This is a genomic window from Cellulophaga baltica 18, assembly GCF_000468615.2.
GTDB lineage: Bacteria > Bacteroidota > Bacteroidia > Flavobacteriales > Flavobacteriaceae > Cellulophaga > Cellulophaga baltica.
This window is the reverse complement of record NZ_CP009976.1, coordinates 4,545,913-4,564,640: the sequence shown is the minus strand read 5'-3', so window position 1 is coordinate 4,564,640 and position 18,728 is coordinate 4,545,913. Positions and strand designations below refer to the sequence as shown.

The following is an 18,728-nucleotide window of genomic DNA, read 5'->3' as shown; positions in this document are numbered from 1 at the left end:
CTATTTAAAATTCACTATTATGAGCAAACCAGCAATTGTTTCTAAATCGGTTTTGTTGCCATTTATATTAATAACCTCTCTTTTTGCTTTATGGGGCTTTGCTAATGCCGTTACAGATCCAATGGTACAAGCTTTTAAAAAAGTATTAGAGCTATCTAATTCTCAGGCAGCATGGGTGCAAATGGCATTTTATGGTGGTTATTTTTGCATGGCATTACCTGCAGCATTATTCGTAAGAAAATATTCCTATAAAACAGGGGTTTTAATAGGCTTAGCCTTATTTGCAGGAGGAGCGCTTTTATTTTATCCCGCAGCAATAACACAGCAATTTTGGTTCTTTTGTTTGGCACTTTATATTCTAACCTTTGGCTTAGCTTTTTTAGAAACTACGGCAAATCCTTATGTTTTGGCAATGGGAGCTCCAGAAACGGCAACTTTGCGGCTAAATTTAGCACAAGCCTTTAACCCAGTGGGTTTATTATTGGGACTTTTAGTGGCACAACAATTTGTACTTAAAAAATTACAATCAGATGATGTGGAAAATTTTAGTGCCCTTGCAGAAGCCAAGAAAGCATTGATCCGTACCTCAGATTTAATGGTGATTAGGGATCCTTATGTGATCTTAGGATTGGTAATCTTGGGCGTATTTGTGCTCATATTGGTGAGTAAAATGCCACAAGCAAAGGAAGATGGAGCCATACCAAGTCTATCTACCACCTTTAAAGATTTAGGTAAGAACCACAAATATGTCTTAGGGGTTATTGCTCAAATCATGTATGTTGGGGCGCAAATAATGTGTTGGACCTATATATACCAATATGCAGAAGCTATGGGTATGTCTAGTGAAGATGCGGCCAACTATCAATTTGCTGCATTCTTCTTATTCATGATAGGTAGAGCTATAGGTACGTTTCTACTTCGCTTTTTAAGTTCAGGAAAGTTATTGATGTATTTTTCAATCCTTGCGGCAGTTTTTGCCTTAGGGACCGTATTCATTGAAGGAATTTATGGGCTGTATTGCTTGGTAGCGATATCCTTTTGTATGTCTTTAATGTTTCCTACAATCTATGGTATTGCCTTGCATGGCTTAGCGGAAGAAGAATCAAAAATTGGGGCTGCAGGCCTAGTTATGGCTATTGTAGGAGGGGCCTTAATGCCTAAGCTTCAAGGAATGATTATAGATTTGGGAGGTAATAAGGTCAATGATATAAAAATTGCGAGGGTCTCAGAAGTGAATTTTTCATTCGTACTTCCATTGGTATGTTTTTTATTCATAGCGTATTATGGCCGCTTAGTGTATAAGAAGTACATGAAGTAGCTAAAGCTTGTTCTTTATTGGAATGATCTGTAAAATAATAAACCACCAAAAATTGCTTTTTGGTGGTTTATACATTCGTCTTAACGTACTAACAGACATTTTGATAAGAGTACTCTCTTAAAAAAAGTATGCTCTATGATTTAGAATTTTACAATTCTTGAATCTCTTTTTCAATTTCCTCTTTCTTTTTGCCTGTTTTTTCTTGAAGTTTTCCAATCATCTCGTCAAACTTTCCTTCTGTATAGGTAAGGTCGTCATCGGTAAGTTTTCCATATTTTTGTTTAAACGTACCTTTTACTTGTTTCCATTTACCTTCTAATTGTGTCGTATTCATATCGTTATTTTTTTAGATTATTATTTTTGTATACCCTAAAATTAAGAATGATTACGCGAAGAAATTGCTCCATTAGCGTTAAGTTTTAACGGGATGCATTTAGCAGTTGTTTTTATTAAAACATGTATCCGATACCTGCAGAGAAATAAGAATTATGTACGTCTGTGTCTTTAATTAATTCAGAGAAACCGTATGTGTACCTTGCTTGAATAAAGAAAGATTCTGCAAACTTATATTCCAAGCCAGACGTTAATTGAAAATCAAAATCTCTTACAGCATCCGTGTCAATATCGCCATCATCATTTGTTGGTTGAAAATCTACTTCTTCATTTACTTTAAAACCAAATTGAGGTCCAGCTTGAATGTTTAATCCGTCTACCAAATAAACTTTTAGAAGTACAGGAACTTGAATGTAATCTATTTGATATTCTGCATCAGCTCCGTTAGCATTATCATTTAAATCAAAACCTTGTCCTGAATAAAATACCTCTGGTTGTAGTGATAATGTTTCCGTTAATGGCGCTTCTGCTACAAGACCTGCATAAAAACTTGTTCTACTATCTGGACTGTCAAAATCATCACCGGCTACGGTAGCAAAGTTGGCTCCACCTTTAACCCCTATTTGAAATTTATCCGACCATGATTGTGCAAATAGAGAAGAACCCGCTGTCATAAATACTAATAATGCTACTACTTTTTTCATAATTTTTATGTGTTTAAAATTTTATAAATTGTTTTTAATTTTGGTCAAAACTAAGTCTCGGGAATAGAAGAATTTGAAACAATCAAAACACTTTTTGACGCTAAAAAAAGTGCTTTGTTAAAATGTTTTAAGGGTATTTTTAAGTACAGAATTTAAATGTAGAGCAAAAAAAAAGGCTGTCTATTTAGACAGCCTTTTTACCATATCAAATATGTTATTATTTATCAGAACGATCATCAAAAGAATCGTAACTCAAACGTTGTCCTCCAACAGATAAATCGGCCATAACTCCAGCTTTTGGCATTGCAAATACAACGACACCATCACTATAGTTAGCATTTTTTGATGCTCCAGATTCTAACACTACCGCAGATGCTTCTGCAGAAAATGTAAGCTCATCGTCTTTAAATTTAGCTAGAGCTTCTTCTGTTTCAAAAAAGATAATTTCAGAAAGTGCTTGTCCACCAGCTTGTAGTCCTACATCTACTTTTTTAAGATCTGCTAAACCTACTGGTTTTCCGTTCTCGTATACAACTCCATTTCCAGAAGCCCCACCGATAATAAGTGCTCCTTCACCAACATTTGGAAAAATTACATAAGCTGTAGAATTATCCATGAATGTCTTTAGACCTTGATCTGTCTTTACCATTTTCATTTTAACTTTTTCTGCATCTTTCATAATTTTTGCTTCTTTCTCTGTTTGAGAAAATCCACTGAAAGAGGTGAAAAGTATTGCTCCTAATAATATTGTTTTTAAAGTTTTCATATGTGTTTTATTTTTAATTATTACTACCACAAAATTAGAGAGCTCTTTCGTTACAATTTAGCTTGATTACCGATTTTCTTGACGCAATGAAATCAAATTTATTAAGAGAATTATAAAATATTTACTACAACTCAGAAATCATTATAATTCTTACCTTATTATATATAAAGGCCTTTTAAAAAGGTAGAATTCGAAAGCTGTCTGTTTATTTCTTTATACGGTAATTTTTAATATTACGGAACGCATCAAAACTTATTTCTTTCGAGCAAAAGTAGCCATCATGATAGTTCTAATTTAGTAAAAAATTAAAATTATGAACGTACAAGCATATTTAGCCTTTAATGGCAATTGTCAAGAAGCCCTAAGCTTTTATGGGGATATATTTAACGCAGAAATTAAAAACCGTCAGACCTATGAAGACAAAAAAATAGATGTTCCAGGTAATTATCGGAAGAAATTACAGCACGCAGAGTTAAAAGGTAAGGGCGTAAATTTTATGGCTTACGATGCCTCTCCGGATACTCCAATAAATAACGGAAGTCAAATTCATATGAGTGTGGACTTAGATACCGTAGAAGAAGCTGAGAAGATTTTTACTAAACTCTCTAGTGGAGGACAAATTCACCATGAATTTAGAGAGCGAGAATGGGGGCATTTTGGTAGATGTAATGACCAATATGGAATTAGTTGGATGGTAAATTGTGATAAATAAAAAAAACAGAATTATGCAGATAATATATGAGTACCATGATGTTACTTCAAGTGATCGATTAGAAGCGATGGCGAAGGAGAAATTAGATAAATTAAAAGAAAAGTATGACATGTTGATTAGGGCAGATGTATTCTTTAAAGAAGAAAATACATCTTCCGATGAAACAGGTAAAATTTGCAATATTCGCTTAAGCTTACCTGGACCTCGATTATTTGCAGAAGCTAGTCATGACAACTTTCAGAGTTCTATTAGCGAAACAATCAATGAGCTAGAAAGACAGTTGCGAAAGAAGAAAGAAAAGATGCAACAGCATTAGATTTAAATGATACTTAGAAAAAGCCTTGAGAACCATCTCAAGGCTTTTTTTTGTAGCGATAAGATTCAAAAAAAAAGCAATTAGAGTAATATCACATAAAATCTGGACTTAGATTTGAACATCTAAAAATTATACATATGAACTCCACTATAGAAGAACAATTACAATTATTAAAAGAACAGGCTTTAAGAAGAGAAACGCAAATTAGTGCGTTTAAGAAATCGCTACTGTCTAACTATGATTCGTTGGTATTATCGAATGGTTTGGATGAATTAAGAGATGTCAATATTCTAATTCTTGATTGTGATTATACCAATAGAAACTTATTAAAGCTTCTTGATGAGGCTTTTGCGGTCAAAGATGATCATCATTTAGTAGATAGAGTTGAGCTAGATACGCTAGTGATTAACAATTTGGCATGCGTAAAAGAATTTCAATCTTTAAAAGTTGCCATGGGCAGCATCAGAAACTCAAATAAAGCTAGTGCGTTGAATATATTAGGATCAAATGCTATTATAGAGCAAAGATTTTAATCGTACAAATTATTTAAAAATTCAAAACCACTCCCGATGACTAATATTCAAGAAGTAGACGATTCTGCGATGTGTATTTCAAGAAAAAAGAAGGGGAGGGGTTTTGCTTTTTATGATGAAGATGGTATAAAAATTCAAGACAAGAAAATCTTAAAGAGACTTAGAAATCTTGTCATACCACCTATGTGGTCCGATGTGAATATTTGTCGTTTTGATGACGGTCACATACAGGCCATTGGTCGGGACCTCAAAGGCCGAAAGCAATACATTTACCATTCTGTCTATGAGAAAAATAGACAAGAGGCAAAATTTAAAAAGATGTTAGATTTTGCAGATCATTTACCTAGAATTAGAAAGAGAGCCTATAAAGATTTACAAGCAAATGAGTGGGGCAAACGTAAGTTATTAGCATTAATCATACTTATCTTGGATGAATATGGGGTGAGAATTGGTAATAAACATTACCGGAATGTAAATGAAACGTTTGGATTAACCACCTTACGTAGAAAGCATTTGAATTTTGAAGGTGATGAGTTAATCTTTAAATTTAAAGGCAAAAGCAATCAAGAAAGAGAAGTGCATATTGATGACGCAGATTTGATCCCATTTATAAAAGAAACAGCTAATCTACCTGGTTACGAAATCTTTAGATATAAAGATCAAGCCGGAGTATTTCAAGATGTGGATAGCGAAGAAGTAAATACCTATATCAATACCTTTATGGGAGAAAGTTTTTCTAGTAAAGACTTCAGAACGTGGTCTGGTAGTAGACTGGCTATAGAATGCTATGATTATGCTTTGAAAAATCAAGCAAAAGGTACCCGCAGAAAGTTTAGCAATATGGTCATTAAAATGGTGGCAGAAGAACTGGGGAACACACCATCGGTATGTAAAAATTATTATGTGCATCCGGCAGTATTCAATGCAATAGATACGAAAGAGGTTCCTAATCCAAATCCTTATAAAAATACCCGCAGTAAATATAAATTATCAGCAAGTGAGCGTCTTGCTTATGATATTATTGCCGCTAGTTATTAGTTTTTAGCTTAAAAAAAATATTTACAGTATCTTCAAGTATCTATTTTATTAGTATAATTCAAAACCATAGCGATAACGTTCAAAAATCGTCCAATTTTATTGTTATGATAAAACTTTCCTAATTGAATTCTGTAAAGTTGAAATAAAAGTTAAAAATTCGATAATACGACAAATATCAGTATATTTGGTAAACCAGTTTGGAAAACCAATTTTATAAAATTTACAGTGCTCTTAATTACGCATCGTGACGGTTTTCTAATCCTAATTCATTAAGAATTTTACATAAACCAAATAGCATGAAAAAGAGTTTTATCCTTTTGTTTTTAAGTCTTACACTATTTTCGTACCAAGAAAAAGTAGCAGCCCAAACCTTAAATGTTAGCACAGCCCAAGAATTGCAAGAGGCTATTGCTAAGGCGAAAGCAGGAAATGAAATTGTTCTTAAAAATGGGATTTGGAAAGATATTCAAATTAAATTTTATGGAGAGGGAACAGTAGATAAGCCGATTATATTGCGGGCAGAAACACCTGGGAAAGTAAGCATAGAAGGAGTATCTAATTTAAAATTAGGAGGAAAGTATCTTGTTGTTAGGGATTTACATTTTAAAAATGGATATACGCCTTCAAATAGTGTTATTCAATTTAAAATTAATGAAGATTCTATTGCAAACCATAGTAGGATTACCAATTGTGTAATAGATGAATTTACACAACCAAACAGGGAAGTGTCAGACCATTGGATAGAGTTTTGGGGAAGAAATAACCAATTAGATCATAGTTCTATTGTTGGGAAATCAAATTTTGGACCTACAGTTCGAGTCTTTCTAAAAGGAAACGAGCATGTAAACAATCACCATCAAATTGTATATAATCATTTTGGCCCTAGACCCCGTAAGGGTGGGCCACATGGCGAAACTTTACAGATAGGGAGTAGTCATACTTCAATGACCCCATCATATACGAATGTTTCTAATAATTTTTTCGACAGGTGTAATGGTGAAGTTGAAATAATTTCTAACAAGTCTAATTTCAACGAGTATCGTAATAATATTTTCTTTGAGAGTGAAGGTTCTTTAGTTTTAAGACACGGTAACTATTGTACTATAGATGGGAATGTATTTATTGGAAATGATGATTCTGAATTTATAGGAGGTATTCGGGTGATTAATACGGGGCATTGGATTACGAACAACTATTTCTACAAAATAAAGGGTAATGAGTTTAGAAGTGCCTTAGCAGTAATGAACGGTATTCCTAAATCGCCACTTAACCGATACAACCAAGTTACAGATGTGGTGGTGGCTTATAATACATATATAGATTGTAAATCGCCATTTCAATTTGGTGTAGGAACTAATATTGATAAAAAAGAGGTGTTACCCGCTTCAGAAATTCGTTCCGCCAGACCAGAACGTATGCTTCTCGCTAATAACTTAGTATTTAATCATGAAAAAGAGGAGTATCCTATAGTAAATTATGATGATGTAGGTGGCGTTACCTTTAAGCGTAATGTTCTAAACAATCAGAATAAAAGCGGAGTTTCTAGTGAAGGTATAAGCACTGAAGACTTTAGCGTAAACAAACTATCAGAAAATCTCTATGTGCCTGCAAACAGCTTAGAAGATGTGTATCACGGTTTTGACTTTGAAACTATTAAAACAGATTTTTTTGGTGCAGACAGAACGCAACATAACAGTATTGGTGCTATGATTGTACCTGTAAATGGGAACCCTCTTTTAATCAAAAAAGAAATATATGGCGCCACATGGTTTTCTTTAGCGGCACCAAACGCTACTCCAAAAACGATGCAAGTAAGTTCGTCTAGAGCATTACAATCAAAACTTAAAAGCGCACACTCCGGAGATATTATAGCCTTGAAAGGCGGAGTATATAAGATAAGTACTTCTTTGTTAATCGATAAAAATATTACGATTACTTCTGCGGATAAAAATAGAAGAGCGGAAATTAGGTTTACTTCAGAAAAGCCTGGTTTTATTATGTTACCAAAAGGTGAATTACACCTAGATAACATAAGCTTAAAAGGAAATAAGACACAAGATGCAATTGCTACTTTAGACAAGAATATGTCTAAAGCTTTTAACTTGTATATTAAAAACACAGAGATTTCAAGTTTTAAAAGCGTTATAAAGGCTTACAAAGCATCATTTGCAGATACCATCTTAATAGAAGGCAGTACAATTAAAGATTGCCTTACCGGTATTCTCTTAAATACAGAAATTGATGCTAAAGGCGATTACAACGCTGAGTTCGTGACCATCACAAATTCTACCTTTGATCATATAGCATCTTCCGTTCTTAATTACTATAGAGGAGGGTATGATGAGTCTACCATTGGAGGTAACTTGGTGCTTAAAAATAATACATTTACCAATAGTGGTCAAGCCGATGAAAGTGGCTTGTTAATTCAGAATCACGGAATTGTAAATGTTATTTTTTCTGATAACACATTTAGAGACAACCCAGTAAAAGAGATCGCTATATTATGGGGAGAAAAAGGCCAAAAGCCAGTAAATAATGTTACTGAAAATTCTGGAGAAATTAGAATAGAACAAAACTTGAAACAAAAACTAATGTACTAGATACACCTGTTATGACTAATTTTAAGATCTATTTTATTACATTTTTACTAATTTCTGTATATGGTTTTTCTCAAACGATACCAGCCAATGAAGTAATAGCTGCTGAAGACTTAATCAATTATTTAACCCCAGAGGTTAAAGCAAAATTAAGTAAAGAAGGTGCAATTACAGAAGCTAGTTTAGCACAATACTTTCGCGATAAATTTTCTGAGCGTTATTTCTTTGACTACAAGGATATTGATACGCGTTTTCAAGCCTATAATACTATTTATACAGGAGTAGAAAAGTCTCATGAAGAAAATGCCAAGGATCATATGGGAAAGTATTTAGGCCCTGCACAATGGAAATTACCTTTTGATTATTTAAATGGGACACCTGTAAACGCTTATGCACTGCGCCATTTAGCACGCCAACATAAAATGGTAGATGTGGCATATCAGTACTATTACCAAAATAAAGATCCAAAATATATTACTTATTTCAAAGACCAGTTGCAATCATTAAATGGAGCCTTGCAAGCAAATGAGTTTGAAAAAATAGAAGATGGGAATGGCGTATATGAAGTGTTTAGATCTGGTTACCGGGTTTTAAATTGGTTACAGATTCATAACCTATTTTTAGGACAAGAAGCGTATACAGATAAGGATCAGTTAACCACTATTGCCACCTTATTACAGCATGGAGCGCATTTGTTTCAGCATAATCCTGAGTTTGCTTCAGGAAACCATCAAACCAGAGGAATGTCTGCGCTTGCTATGATTTCTATGTTGTTTAGAGATTTTAAAGATACAGACACCTGGTATGAGCATTCCATGTTGCTTTTAGAGCAACATATGTCTAAAGAAATTAATGATGATGGTTTTCAATTTGAACGTTCTATTCATTACCATATGAGCGATATTGATAACTATTTTTATGTGTATCAATTAGCTAAAATTAGCGAGTTAACGGTAAAACCGTTTTGGAAAGAACGCCTAAAATCACTCTTCATCACCCTTACAAAAATTGCATATCCAAATAAAACAGCTCCTGTATTGTCTGATGATACAGATAACCCTTGGGCCACTTATAACGATATTTCAGGAGCTTTAACCCTTGGGTATTTACTCTTTGAATCTCCTAAAATTGGTCATTTTGCGAATGATCATGTGGAGCGTAAAATGTTTTGGTATGTAACCAATTCCCAATTAAAAATGTTAACGCATATTGAAGCGCAAGCACCAACAATGAAGTCGGTTGAGTTTCCTACGACAGGATATTATGTGATGCGTGAGGGCTGGAATCCTGAGGATAAAATGATGGTAATTTCTGCCGGACTAGATGCGGATAAGCCAGACCACCAACATGGTGATATGCTAGGAATCCAAGCTATGGCACATGGAAAAGTTATGCTGCCAAACTATCAAGTACGTTACTCTTTGGAAGATTATGGTTTTTTTAAAAATTCTATGGTTAAAAATGTAGCACTGGTAGATGATGAGTTACAAGGTAAGCAGTATACTTCAAACCAAGGAGGTAGTGGTTTTGGGAAATTTTTGGAGTTGCCACAACCAAAAGTGATTGCTTGGAAAAAGAATGAGAATTCAGATATATTTATAGGAAGTCATAATGGTTTTGAAAAAAGTGGTGTACGTTACAGTAGGCAAGTTATTTACTTAAAAGATGATTTCTGGGTTGTAAAAGATAATTTCTCATCAGCAGCGCCACATGATTACAAGCAAGTTTGGCAAGGACATTATTCTTTAGAAGAAGCGCCGAATTTAATTAGAGCTAGTTTTGATAATGCTTCGGGTTTAGATATTTATCAACTTAAAAAAGCAGATACCATAAGCACTTCTGGCGCACGTGGTAAGCAGTGGACTGTAGTTACCAAAAAAGAGCAAAGTACCTTTAGTTTTATTAGTATAGTATATCCGTATCAAGGGTATGCCAATAGAATTGATGAGAATAAGGAGAAACCCAGTTTTAAAGAGTGGGTACTAAATGATACTTTCTGGAAGTCTTCCGGGGAGGAAACCTATTCATTATCTAAAGAGGAAACAGCAGTATTCTTTTCCGTAAATAAACTGGAATTTGAAAAAATAGTTTTAAATTTTTCTATAGTATCAGATCTTATGGTGACCCTTAAGGATAAAAAACTATCGGTACAAGCTATCGGAGAACACGAAACTGAATTATCGTTTAAAAATAAATCAACTAAAAAATCTATGATGTTAAAGCCTGGAGAGACAGTAGAATTAAGTATCAAATAGAAGTAGCTGATTTATTTGTTAAAACCATTTCAATAGAGGAATTTTGCCAATTATATTTAAATTGAAAGCAGCCCTTTATGGAGATTGAAAAATTTATTTTCTGTCTTGAAGCCGTTCCGGATATAGATGTTGAAAGCATTACGGAAGTGGTGAATACTTTAGAAGATATGGCCTTAAACCAAGGTATTGCAAGTATCTATAAAACTTGTGATACCATTGAAGGCTTAGAGCAGAGCCTGAATGATCTGTTGTATGAAGATCATAATTTTAAAGATTACGAAATTATTTATCTTGTGATGTCAGGAGAGCCTAATAATATTCTGTTGAATGACTATTACTATAGCATTGAGGAGATCGCAGAAATTTTTGAAGGTAAAATGAGTGGGAAGGTGATACACTTTGCCAATGAAAAAATCTTAGACTTAACAGATGAGGAATCACAGTACTTTTTAGATGTTACTGGAGCACGAGCCATATCTGGTTATGGAGCAAAGAAGGGAGCAATTTCTAGCGTAGCAACTATTGACAGAGTCTTTTTTAGCTTGTACCAAGAGAACGATGATTTTACGGAAGTCGTAGAAGAAATGTTTCAAAAGCATTATAATCTTTGCAAACTACTAGATTTCAGATTGTATTACTAAAACTAGTTTTTGGTGCCTTGACAAGAATCAGGTTTGTTAGTAAATATCTTAACTTTAAGAAGTTAAGACTACTCTGTTAAAATACTAGAGTTTACAATGAAATAAAAAGGGTCCTTTTTCAAGGACCCTTTTTTACTAAACTAACTCAACTATAGTCTCAACTCAACTTTAAATTAGATTGTTAATACCCAGAATTCTGCAGTAGTGAAGGTGCTTTTTCAACCTCTGTAGCAGGTATAGGTAAATAGTAATGTTTTTGGAACCAAGGTCTTGTCACTACAGTGTATTCTGTATTTGACAAAGTACCATCAGGTGCTTTTGTCCAAGTAAGTCCTTTGATAGGAAATCCTAGATGCTCTTCGTTCATCCAACGTCTTTCATCAAAAAAGTTATGCCCTTCAAAAGCAAGTTCAATTCTACGTTCTCTTTTAATAGCTTCTTTTAACTCTTCGCCGGTAGCTGTGATAGCTGGTTGCAAGGCTCTAGTAGAAATTTTATTTACAAAAATTCTAGCACTATCTTCATTGCCTAGTTCCGCTTGTGCTTCGGCATAATTTAGATATATTTCTGCTAAGCGATACAATATAAAAGGACGTTGTGCAGCTATATCTGTTGGGGCAGTAAGGCTTTCATCTTGGAATTTTCTAATATTATATCCTGTTTTAGATGAATGTTCCTGGTTTACGCCAATCCCTTCTACAATACCATTAGGAGAGTCAGGACCATCGGGTGTTGTTGCGCTAGGAGTGTCCGCAAGTGCATAATCTACCGTGCGGCCTCGAAACTGTGCTCCTTGATAATTCAAATCAGCATAATAGCGCATTTCTCTATTAGCATTTGGGTTTGCAGGATCATAGATACTTCCTGTAGCATCGGTACGTGTACCGTTTGCCATATTAAACTGTAAGGCAAAATTATGAGTAGGTGATGATAATCCCCATCCTCCATAACCGCTTGGCGATTGTGTTTGGTCCCAAAGCGTATTAACATCCGTTCCAAAATCATAATAGGCAGCGCTAAAAGGCCTAGCGAAAAGAATGTCTTCATTTGGGGCTAAAAATAAGTTTTGGTAGTCTGTGGCATTGCTTACCGCAATAAGGTCTCTGGCGCCTACCATGTCAATAACCACTTTGGCTGCATCTGCAGCATCTTGCCACTTACTAGCTTTAGCATAGTCATATAAAGGTCCGTTTGGCGCAGTACTAGGATCATGTAATTTACTGGCGGCATATAATAGTGTTCTAGATTTTACAGCCAATGCAGCTAGTTTAGTGGCTCTACCAAACTCTGCATCTGGGCGACTCTCAGGAAGGACTGCTGCAGCCTCATCCAATTCGTTTACGATAAATGTGACGCACTCTTCATAACTATTACGTACCAATTGAAAATTGTCATCTAGTCCTAAGGCGTTCTCTAAGATAGGGACACCGCCGTAGTATTTCAGTAATTTAGTATAGGCGTTTGCTCTTAAAAATCTCATCTCGGCTTTTAGGACAGCAACATGTTCAGGATCTTTCTGCATGGCTTCACTTTCATCAATGCGGTCCAAAAATTCATTAGCTAACCTTATGTAATCCCAATAGTTTCTCCATTTTTCATTTAATATTCCAGCATTACTATCGGTCCAACCCGCTCTTAAACGGAATAAATCAAGGTTTTTAAAATTGAATTTAGCTTCAAAAGATCCCGCTTCAATATTAAACCTTCGTGACCACCATTGGGCTTTATTTATACCCCAACTTTCAGTACTATTATAAACAGTATATACTAACCTTTCTACTTGTACGGGGTCACTATATATAAGATCTTCGGCAAACGCATCTGAGGCTTCAACATCTAAAATATCTTCACAACTTAGTGTTGTAAACATGCTAAAAGCGACGAATAGATATATAAATTTTAGTTTTTTCATTGTGCTACATTTTTATTTTAATAAATGAGGGTAGTTGATAATGTTGGATTAAAATGAAAAATTTAAACCTAAGGTGTATGTTTTTAAAGATGGATAGGTACTACCTCTAAAGTTGTTGTAACCATCTGCTTCAGGATCTAGACCCAGTTTGTATACATCAGAAAACATGGTAAGTAAATTGAAACCTCTGGCAAATATTTTTATGTCACCTACTTTTATAACATCTTTAGATAAGGTATAGCCAATCTCTACTTCTTTCAATCTTAAAAATGACGCATCTTTTAACCAGAAATCTGCTCCTTGAAATGGGTCTGCTACGTTGTTTTGTTGACCGCTAAAAGAATCTCCTTGTTGAAAAGCTCTTGGATATGCAGCACTTCTGTTTTCAGGTGTCCATCTTTGGTTGTATACAAATTCTGGTTTTGCGCCAGACTGATCAAAGAACACTAATGTTTCTGCTTTAGCTTGTCCTTGTAATAAAAAGCTAAAGTTTACAGCTTTGTATTTGAAGCCACCAAAAATTCCGTATTGAACTTGGGGTACGTTAGAAGTAAATTTACGAACACGATCTAGGGAACTAATCTCACCATCGCCGTTGGTATCTAAATAAATAGGTTCTCCTTCTACCGTGTTGTTTAATTTAACTTCAGTAGCATCTACCTGAGCTTGGTCTCTAAAAATACCATTCGTAGGATATACAATATAAGAATCTAATGGCCTGCCTTCTCTCTTTAATGCATCAGGAGTATCTAATGCTTCCGCTAAATATTTAACTTCATTTTTAGCTAAAGTATAGTTCATTCCAAGGTTATAGGAAAAGTTATCATTGATTTGGTCACTCCAACTCAATTCAAATTCCCAGCCATAATTATCTACTTCTCCAATATTTTCTGCAGGCAGTGATAATCCAGCAGCATCCGGTATAGCTGCTGCTCTTGTTACTAATATATCTTCTCTATTTTGATTAAAGTAATTAATATCTCCGTTTAATCTATTATCAAATAAAGTATAACTCAAACCAATGTTTTTCATATAGGCTGTTTCCCATGTTACATCTGGATTAGGAACGTTATCACTTCTATACCCATTATAACTCGTGCCAGATACACCAAATACATAATAATTTGGTTGTGCAACGTTTATAGCACTACCATAATCAAAGCGAGTTAAATATTGAAAAGGTCCAATACGGTCGTTACCCATTATGGCATACGAAGCTCTAACTTTTAGTGCATTAAGCCAGCTTACATTTTCTAAGATAGATTCCTTATTTAGGGCCCACGCGACAGCTACACCTGGAAAAGTTCCAAAGCGTTTTCCTGGTCCAAAATTGCTGGAACCGTCACGACGTAATGTTAAGTCTATAAAATATTTTTTATCAAAGTCATAAGACAGAGAACCAAAGTAACTTACGGTAGCAGACTCACTAGAGATACCTGATGATTGCTGCCCTTCGTCACTTCCTGCAAATAATTCTGGATGATCTGCTGTTGGAAAATCTCTTCGTTCTGCCCAGAAATTACGAGAATTAGAACTTTGTTGTTCGTATCCAATAAACCCACTAATAGAGTGTAAATCATTAAAAGTATTTGCATACCTAAGTGTTGTATTTAATAAGGTTTCATCAAATTTCCAGAAACTTTCTCTTAAGATTCTTTCGTTACCTCTTTGAGAGAATCCTATAGAAGGTAAATATTCATTTGTAATTTCATCAAAAGCATACGTAGTCCACGGTGTGTACCATGATTTTTGATCATTATTCATCCTACGGATACCGGCATATCCATTTAAGCTTAGTCCCTTAGTTATTTTACTTAAGTCCCAATTGTATGAGAATCTACTTCTAAGATCGTTATCTACTTGTTTCGTGAAACCAGATGCATTACTTGCCATTACATATGGGTTAGATCCGTTTTCTAAGCCTACACCAGCGGGTAATCCATTAGGATAAATACCTACGCGCGTAGGTTGGTTGGTGTAAATTTGCTTGTATATATTGCCTGCATCAACTCCTGGTTCATTTGTTTCACCAAATCTTCCAGATAAATCGATTCCAATTTTAAAATTATCCGTAATCGTAATATCTAAATTAGAACGAATTTGCTTTTGCTGAAAATTTAGGTCTCCAGAAGCGAACATCCCTTCTCTATCAATTAAATCGCCACTCACAAAATATTTGACATTTTCATTACCTCCAGATATAGATAAAGAGCTTCTAGATTCGGGAGCAGTTTTAGCAAATGTAAGGTCTGCCCAATCTGTATTTGGAAAATTTATAGGATCTGTACCTGCAGCATAGTTATTAATTTGCTCCTGAGAATAGGGTAGTGCTATTCCATTTCGTGTAGCTATTTCATTTTCATAGATGGCAAATTGCGAGGAAGACATCAATTTAGGAGCAACAGAAAAAGAGGAAATTCCGTAGGATGTAGAAAAGTTTATTTTTGGTTTTCCGTTTTTACCTCTTCGGGTAGTCACTAAAATAACGCCGTTTGCAGCACGCGTACCATAAATAGCAGCAGCACCATCTTTAAGAATGCTAATAGAGGCAATATCTTGTGGTGATAATTGAGAGAAAGACCCTTGACCAGCTGCAATACCATCAATAAGAATAAGCGGCGAATTATTCCCTAAAGTAGATTTACCTCTAATCAATAAAGAGATGTCATCATTAGATCCAGGGTAACCTCCTCTATCCGAAACAATTAATCCAGACACTTTACCCGCTAGAGATTTAGCAACATCCTTGTTAGAAGTGTTTTCTATCTCTTCGGTATTTAAAGTACTTACTGAACCGGTTAACTCTCCTCTTTTTCTAGTGGTGTATCCTAAGACTACTACTTCTTCTAAGTTTTGAGCATCAGCTTCGAGGCTAACATTCACTACAGATTGACTCCCAACGGTAACCTCTTTGGTGGCGTATCCTATATAAGAAAACTGTAAGACAACAGCGTTTCCTTCTGTATTGATGCTGTAATTACCGTCAAAATCTGTGCTCGTACCTGTTGTAGTTCCTTTAATGACAATACTCACACCAGGTAAAGGTCCATCAGCATCGGAAACTGTACCTGTTATAGTTTGTTGTTGCTCAAGATTTGAGGATGCTATGGAGCTATTTATCTCAGTGGCAAATCCAGATAATGGCACCAAAGCTATGGCTATTAAAAATACATGCAACAGGCCGTATTTTGTTTTAATGGAAGTATAATTTCCATTTTGTTTGCTTTTTGGTTTTTTCATAATTGTGAGTAATTAAGTGAGTTTTTTTTTGAATAAATTTTAAAGTTTGGTTTCAGTATTTATATCACTCTAGATAGAAGACAGGTATGATTTAAATAATTTTTAGGGTACTTGAATTCTACTTGTGTCTTTTGTGTTTTTAGATTGATAAAATAAACCTCTTAAAATGCGTATTTGATAAAATTTATATTCAGTTATCAAAATAAACGGAAATTAATGCCATACTCATTATCAATTTTACCTTTCAATAACATTATTTTAACCCTTTTAACGAAAAGAAGATAGAATTGGGGTAGTTGAAAAATAGAAGGAGGTGTAATTTGTTGATTTGCAAATTTTTGGATAGATTTTAGGGACGCGCAATTAAATTGAAGAGAATAGGGTGGGCTGAAATATATGGCAATATAAGAGCTGTAACTTTGAATTTTTTGTCATTCCAGAGTCAAGAGAATTTTAGGATAATGCTATTTCAAACTTTTACTCACTACCTAATGAAATACGGGTGTTCAATTGTGAAACTTTTTTATGAAGTGTTTCCCCATTAGACCAAGTTATTGAAATAGATACAGGCTTCTTACAAGTGCCTAATCCAAAATGGATAAGGTTATTGAAACTTTGGGAATAGCCATCGTTTGTGGCGCCAACAATTCTTGTTTGCTTATTCTGGCAGTTTTCAATAGAAATTGCTGCGCCAAGTGCTGTTGCTTTCCCTGAAGGGGCATTTCTAACAGCAACTTTTAAATAGTGTTGTTCTGTGCTAGTTGTTTCGTTTTTAAACAAATGCCATTTTCCTCTATCGTGTCCTAGAAGTAAATCTACATGACCATCATTATTATAATCAAAAGCTTCGATACCCATTCCTATGGCCCCTAGTTCTGGGCTCACGACCTTATGATCATTGATAGGAGTAAAAACTCCAGCACCCTTATTTAGAAATATCGTTGCGTTTATTTCGTGAATTAAATCTCCTCTAGGAACTAATATAAGGTCTTGATACCCATTATTATCTATATCAGCTACGGTGATGCCTGCCGTATGCTCTTTAAAAGATAGCTTGTGTTTTTCGGTGACCTCTTGAAACGTGCCATTTTTGTTTTCTAACAACATATCGTTAAGTCCTTCGGGATGTGGGGATGCTGTATAATTTTTAATTCCATGCAGGATTCCAGTTGCAGGAGACCAAATGTCTCCTGCAAGCATCCATTTGTTGTTTCCTATATAACCAATATAGGTTCCTTTTTTTGAAAAGCTGTCAGGAAATCCTAAAGCATCACTGTTTACCAATCGGATAGTTCTGCCTGAATGTGTTTCTCCAGGGAATTCATATTCATAAGCCGATTCGCCGATGTACAGTGTTTTTTGTGGCCATTGCGACTGTAGGTTCTCTATATTTAGGATTTCACCAGCCTCTAATGGATCTAATTTAAAAGGGCCTCTTTTGGTATAGAAACCAAGAACTTTTCTGCTGGCATCATAAAATGTTTCTCCAATTTCAAAATCTTTGCCTCTAGTAAAGTAAAGGTCAAAGTCGCCATCGTTATCAAAATCTATTTCAGCAACACCCGTAACGTTATCAATATCTTTTTTTAATACTTTAGCCGTTACCTCCGTATAGCTTAAATCGCCATTGCCCTTGTATATTTTTATATTTCCATTCCCGTATAAAATGATGTCTTTAATGCTATCACTATTAAAATCTGTGATTAGCGTTTTTTGACCGTCCGCTTTAATTGCGGGTAAATTTGTAGTATGTACTAATTGGTGATTACTACTATTCTTATAAATATAATTTTCACTTGTGCCTCCTTTTTCCGCATCGGGAAAGGCAAAGTTGAGAAGGTCCAAATCCCCATCGTTATCTCCATCTATAAATTTCACGGTCCTACCGCGCATTAGGTGCAAAGGAGTTTCAAAATCGGCAACAGTGCTAAAATTACGCTGGGTATCTATTTTAAATATTTTAGAATTTCGTGCATTACTTCCAGAACCACCACCTCTTGCAAGAATGAGCTCTAAATTGCCATCAAAATCATAATCTCCTATAGCAATACCATGCATATCGCCCATAATAAGATCATAAGGTTTTTCAAACGTACCGTTATTATTCCAAAGAACTTTTATACTAAAACCATGGTCATTTAATAAGAGATCTAAGAAGCCATCTTGATCTAAATCAGCAATAACAGGTGCCCCCCATTTTCTTAAGTTTTTTTCTTCTCTAGGAAATTCTTTATGAACTTCCGAGAAGCTAAGTTGTTTGCTATGTTGCTGCCCATAAAGTTTAGTGGCGAATGGCTGTGACAATAGGGTAATACTAATGAAAATGAATAAGTTGGTAAGCTTTTGCTGAAACATAGATTTTG

General features: G+C 34.8%; 14 protein-coding genes. 8 read left to right on the top strand and 6 right to left on the bottom strand.

The annotated features are described in order from the left end of the window. Nucleotides 1-19: 19 nt before the first annotated feature. Nucleotides 20-1,318, top strand: coding sequence for an L-fucose:H+ symporter permease (gene fucP, locus M666_RS19610; RefSeq protein ID WP_029445521.1), 1,299 nt, complete (start codon nucleotides 20-22; stop codon nucleotides 1,316-1,318). 148 nt (nucleotides 1,319-1,466) lie between these two features. On the opposite strand, the gene M666_RS19605 is transcribed toward fucP, so the two are convergent. From M666_RS19605 to M666_RS19595, 3 genes are all read right to left on the bottom strand, one after another. Continuing rightward, nucleotides 1,467-1,652: a CsbD family protein gene (locus M666_RS19605; RefSeq protein WP_024479538.1), complete on the bottom strand. Its 186-nt coding sequence runs from the start codon at nucleotides 1,650-1,652 to the stop codon at nucleotides 1,467-1,469. A 115-nt stretch (nucleotides 1,653-1,767) separates the two neighbouring features. After that, nucleotides 1,768-2,355: a porin family protein gene (locus M666_RS19600; RefSeq protein ID WP_029445522.1), complete on the bottom strand. Its 588-nt coding sequence runs from the start codon at nucleotides 2,353-2,355 to the stop codon at nucleotides 1,768-1,770. A 217-nt stretch (nucleotides 2,356-2,572) separates the two neighbouring features. Beyond that, nucleotides 2,573-3,121, bottom strand: coding sequence for a lipid-binding SYLF domain-containing protein (locus M666_RS19595; RefSeq protein ID WP_029445523.1), 549 nt, complete (start codon nucleotides 3,119-3,121; stop codon nucleotides 2,573-2,575). Nucleotides 3,122-3,434: 313 nt separating this feature from the next. Between M666_RS19595 and M666_RS19590 the strand changes: the two genes are divergently transcribed. The 7 genes from M666_RS19590 to M666_RS19560 all read left to right on the top strand — a co-directional run bounded on the left by M666_RS19590 (nucleotide 3,435) and on the right by M666_RS19560 (nucleotide 11,213). Next, nucleotides 3,435-3,833 (top strand): VOC family protein, encoded by a 399-nt coding sequence (locus M666_RS19590; RefSeq protein WP_029445524.1) that lies wholly within the window; start codon nucleotides 3,435-3,437, stop codon nucleotides 3,831-3,833. A 13-nt stretch (nucleotides 3,834-3,846) separates the two neighbouring features. After that, the gene (hpf, locus tag M666_RS19585) at nucleotides 3,847-4,149 is read left to right on the top strand and encodes a ribosome hibernation-promoting factor, HPF/YfiA family (RefSeq protein ID WP_024479542.1); all 303 of its coding nucleotides are present in this window, start codon (nucleotides 3,847-3,849) and stop codon (nucleotides 4,147-4,149) included. A gap of 137 nt (nucleotides 4,150-4,286) precedes the next feature. After that, nucleotides 4,287-4,682: a hypothetical protein gene (locus tag M666_RS19580; protein ID WP_029445525.1), complete on the top strand. Its 396-nt coding sequence runs from the start codon at nucleotides 4,287-4,289 to the stop codon at nucleotides 4,680-4,682. Between the two features lie 36 nt (nucleotides 4,683-4,718). Continuing rightward, complete coding sequence (locus M666_RS19575; protein ID WP_029445526.1) at nucleotides 4,719-5,720, top strand: DNA topoisomerase IB; 1,002 nt, start codon at nucleotides 4,719-4,721, stop codon at nucleotides 5,718-5,720. A gap of 296 nt (nucleotides 5,721-6,016) precedes the next feature. Next, complete coding sequence (locus M666_RS19570) at nucleotides 6,017-8,320, top strand: chondroitinase-B domain-containing protein (protein ID WP_029445527.1); 2,304 nt, start codon at nucleotides 6,017-6,019, stop codon at nucleotides 8,318-8,320. An 11-nt stretch (nucleotides 8,321-8,331) separates the two neighbouring features. Then, the gene (locus tag M666_RS19565) at nucleotides 8,332-10,572 is read left to right on the top strand and encodes a heparinase II/III family protein (protein ID WP_029445528.1); all 2,241 of its coding nucleotides are present in this window, start codon (nucleotides 8,332-8,334) and stop codon (nucleotides 10,570-10,572) included. Between the two features lie 77 nt (nucleotides 10,573-10,649). After that, a complete protein-coding gene (locus M666_RS19560) occupies nucleotides 10,650-11,213 on the top strand; it encodes a DUF6642 family protein (RefSeq protein ID WP_029445529.1) in 564 nt (187 codons plus the stop codon). A gap of 181 nt (nucleotides 11,214-11,394) precedes the next feature. On the opposite strand, the gene M666_RS19555 is transcribed toward M666_RS19560, so the two are convergent. From M666_RS19555 to M666_RS19545, 3 genes are all read right to left on the bottom strand, one after another. Beyond that, complete coding sequence (locus M666_RS19555; RefSeq protein ID WP_029445530.1) at nucleotides 11,395-13,125, bottom strand: RagB/SusD family nutrient uptake outer membrane protein; 1,731 nt, start codon at nucleotides 13,123-13,125, stop codon at nucleotides 11,395-11,397. Between the two features lie 48 nt (nucleotides 13,126-13,173). Then, nucleotides 13,174-16,365, bottom strand: coding sequence for a SusC/RagA family TonB-linked outer membrane protein (locus M666_RS19550; protein WP_029445531.1), 3,192 nt, complete (start codon nucleotides 16,363-16,365; stop codon nucleotides 13,174-13,176). A gap of 477 nt (nucleotides 16,366-16,842) precedes the next feature. Further along, nucleotides 16,843-18,720 carry a CRTAC1 family protein gene (locus M666_RS19545; RefSeq protein WP_029445532.1) on the bottom strand — a complete coding sequence of 626 codons (1,878 nt, stop codon included), beginning with the start codon at nucleotides 18,718-18,720 and terminating at the stop codon, nucleotides 16,843-16,845. Nucleotides 18,721-18,728: the final 8 nt, after the last annotated feature.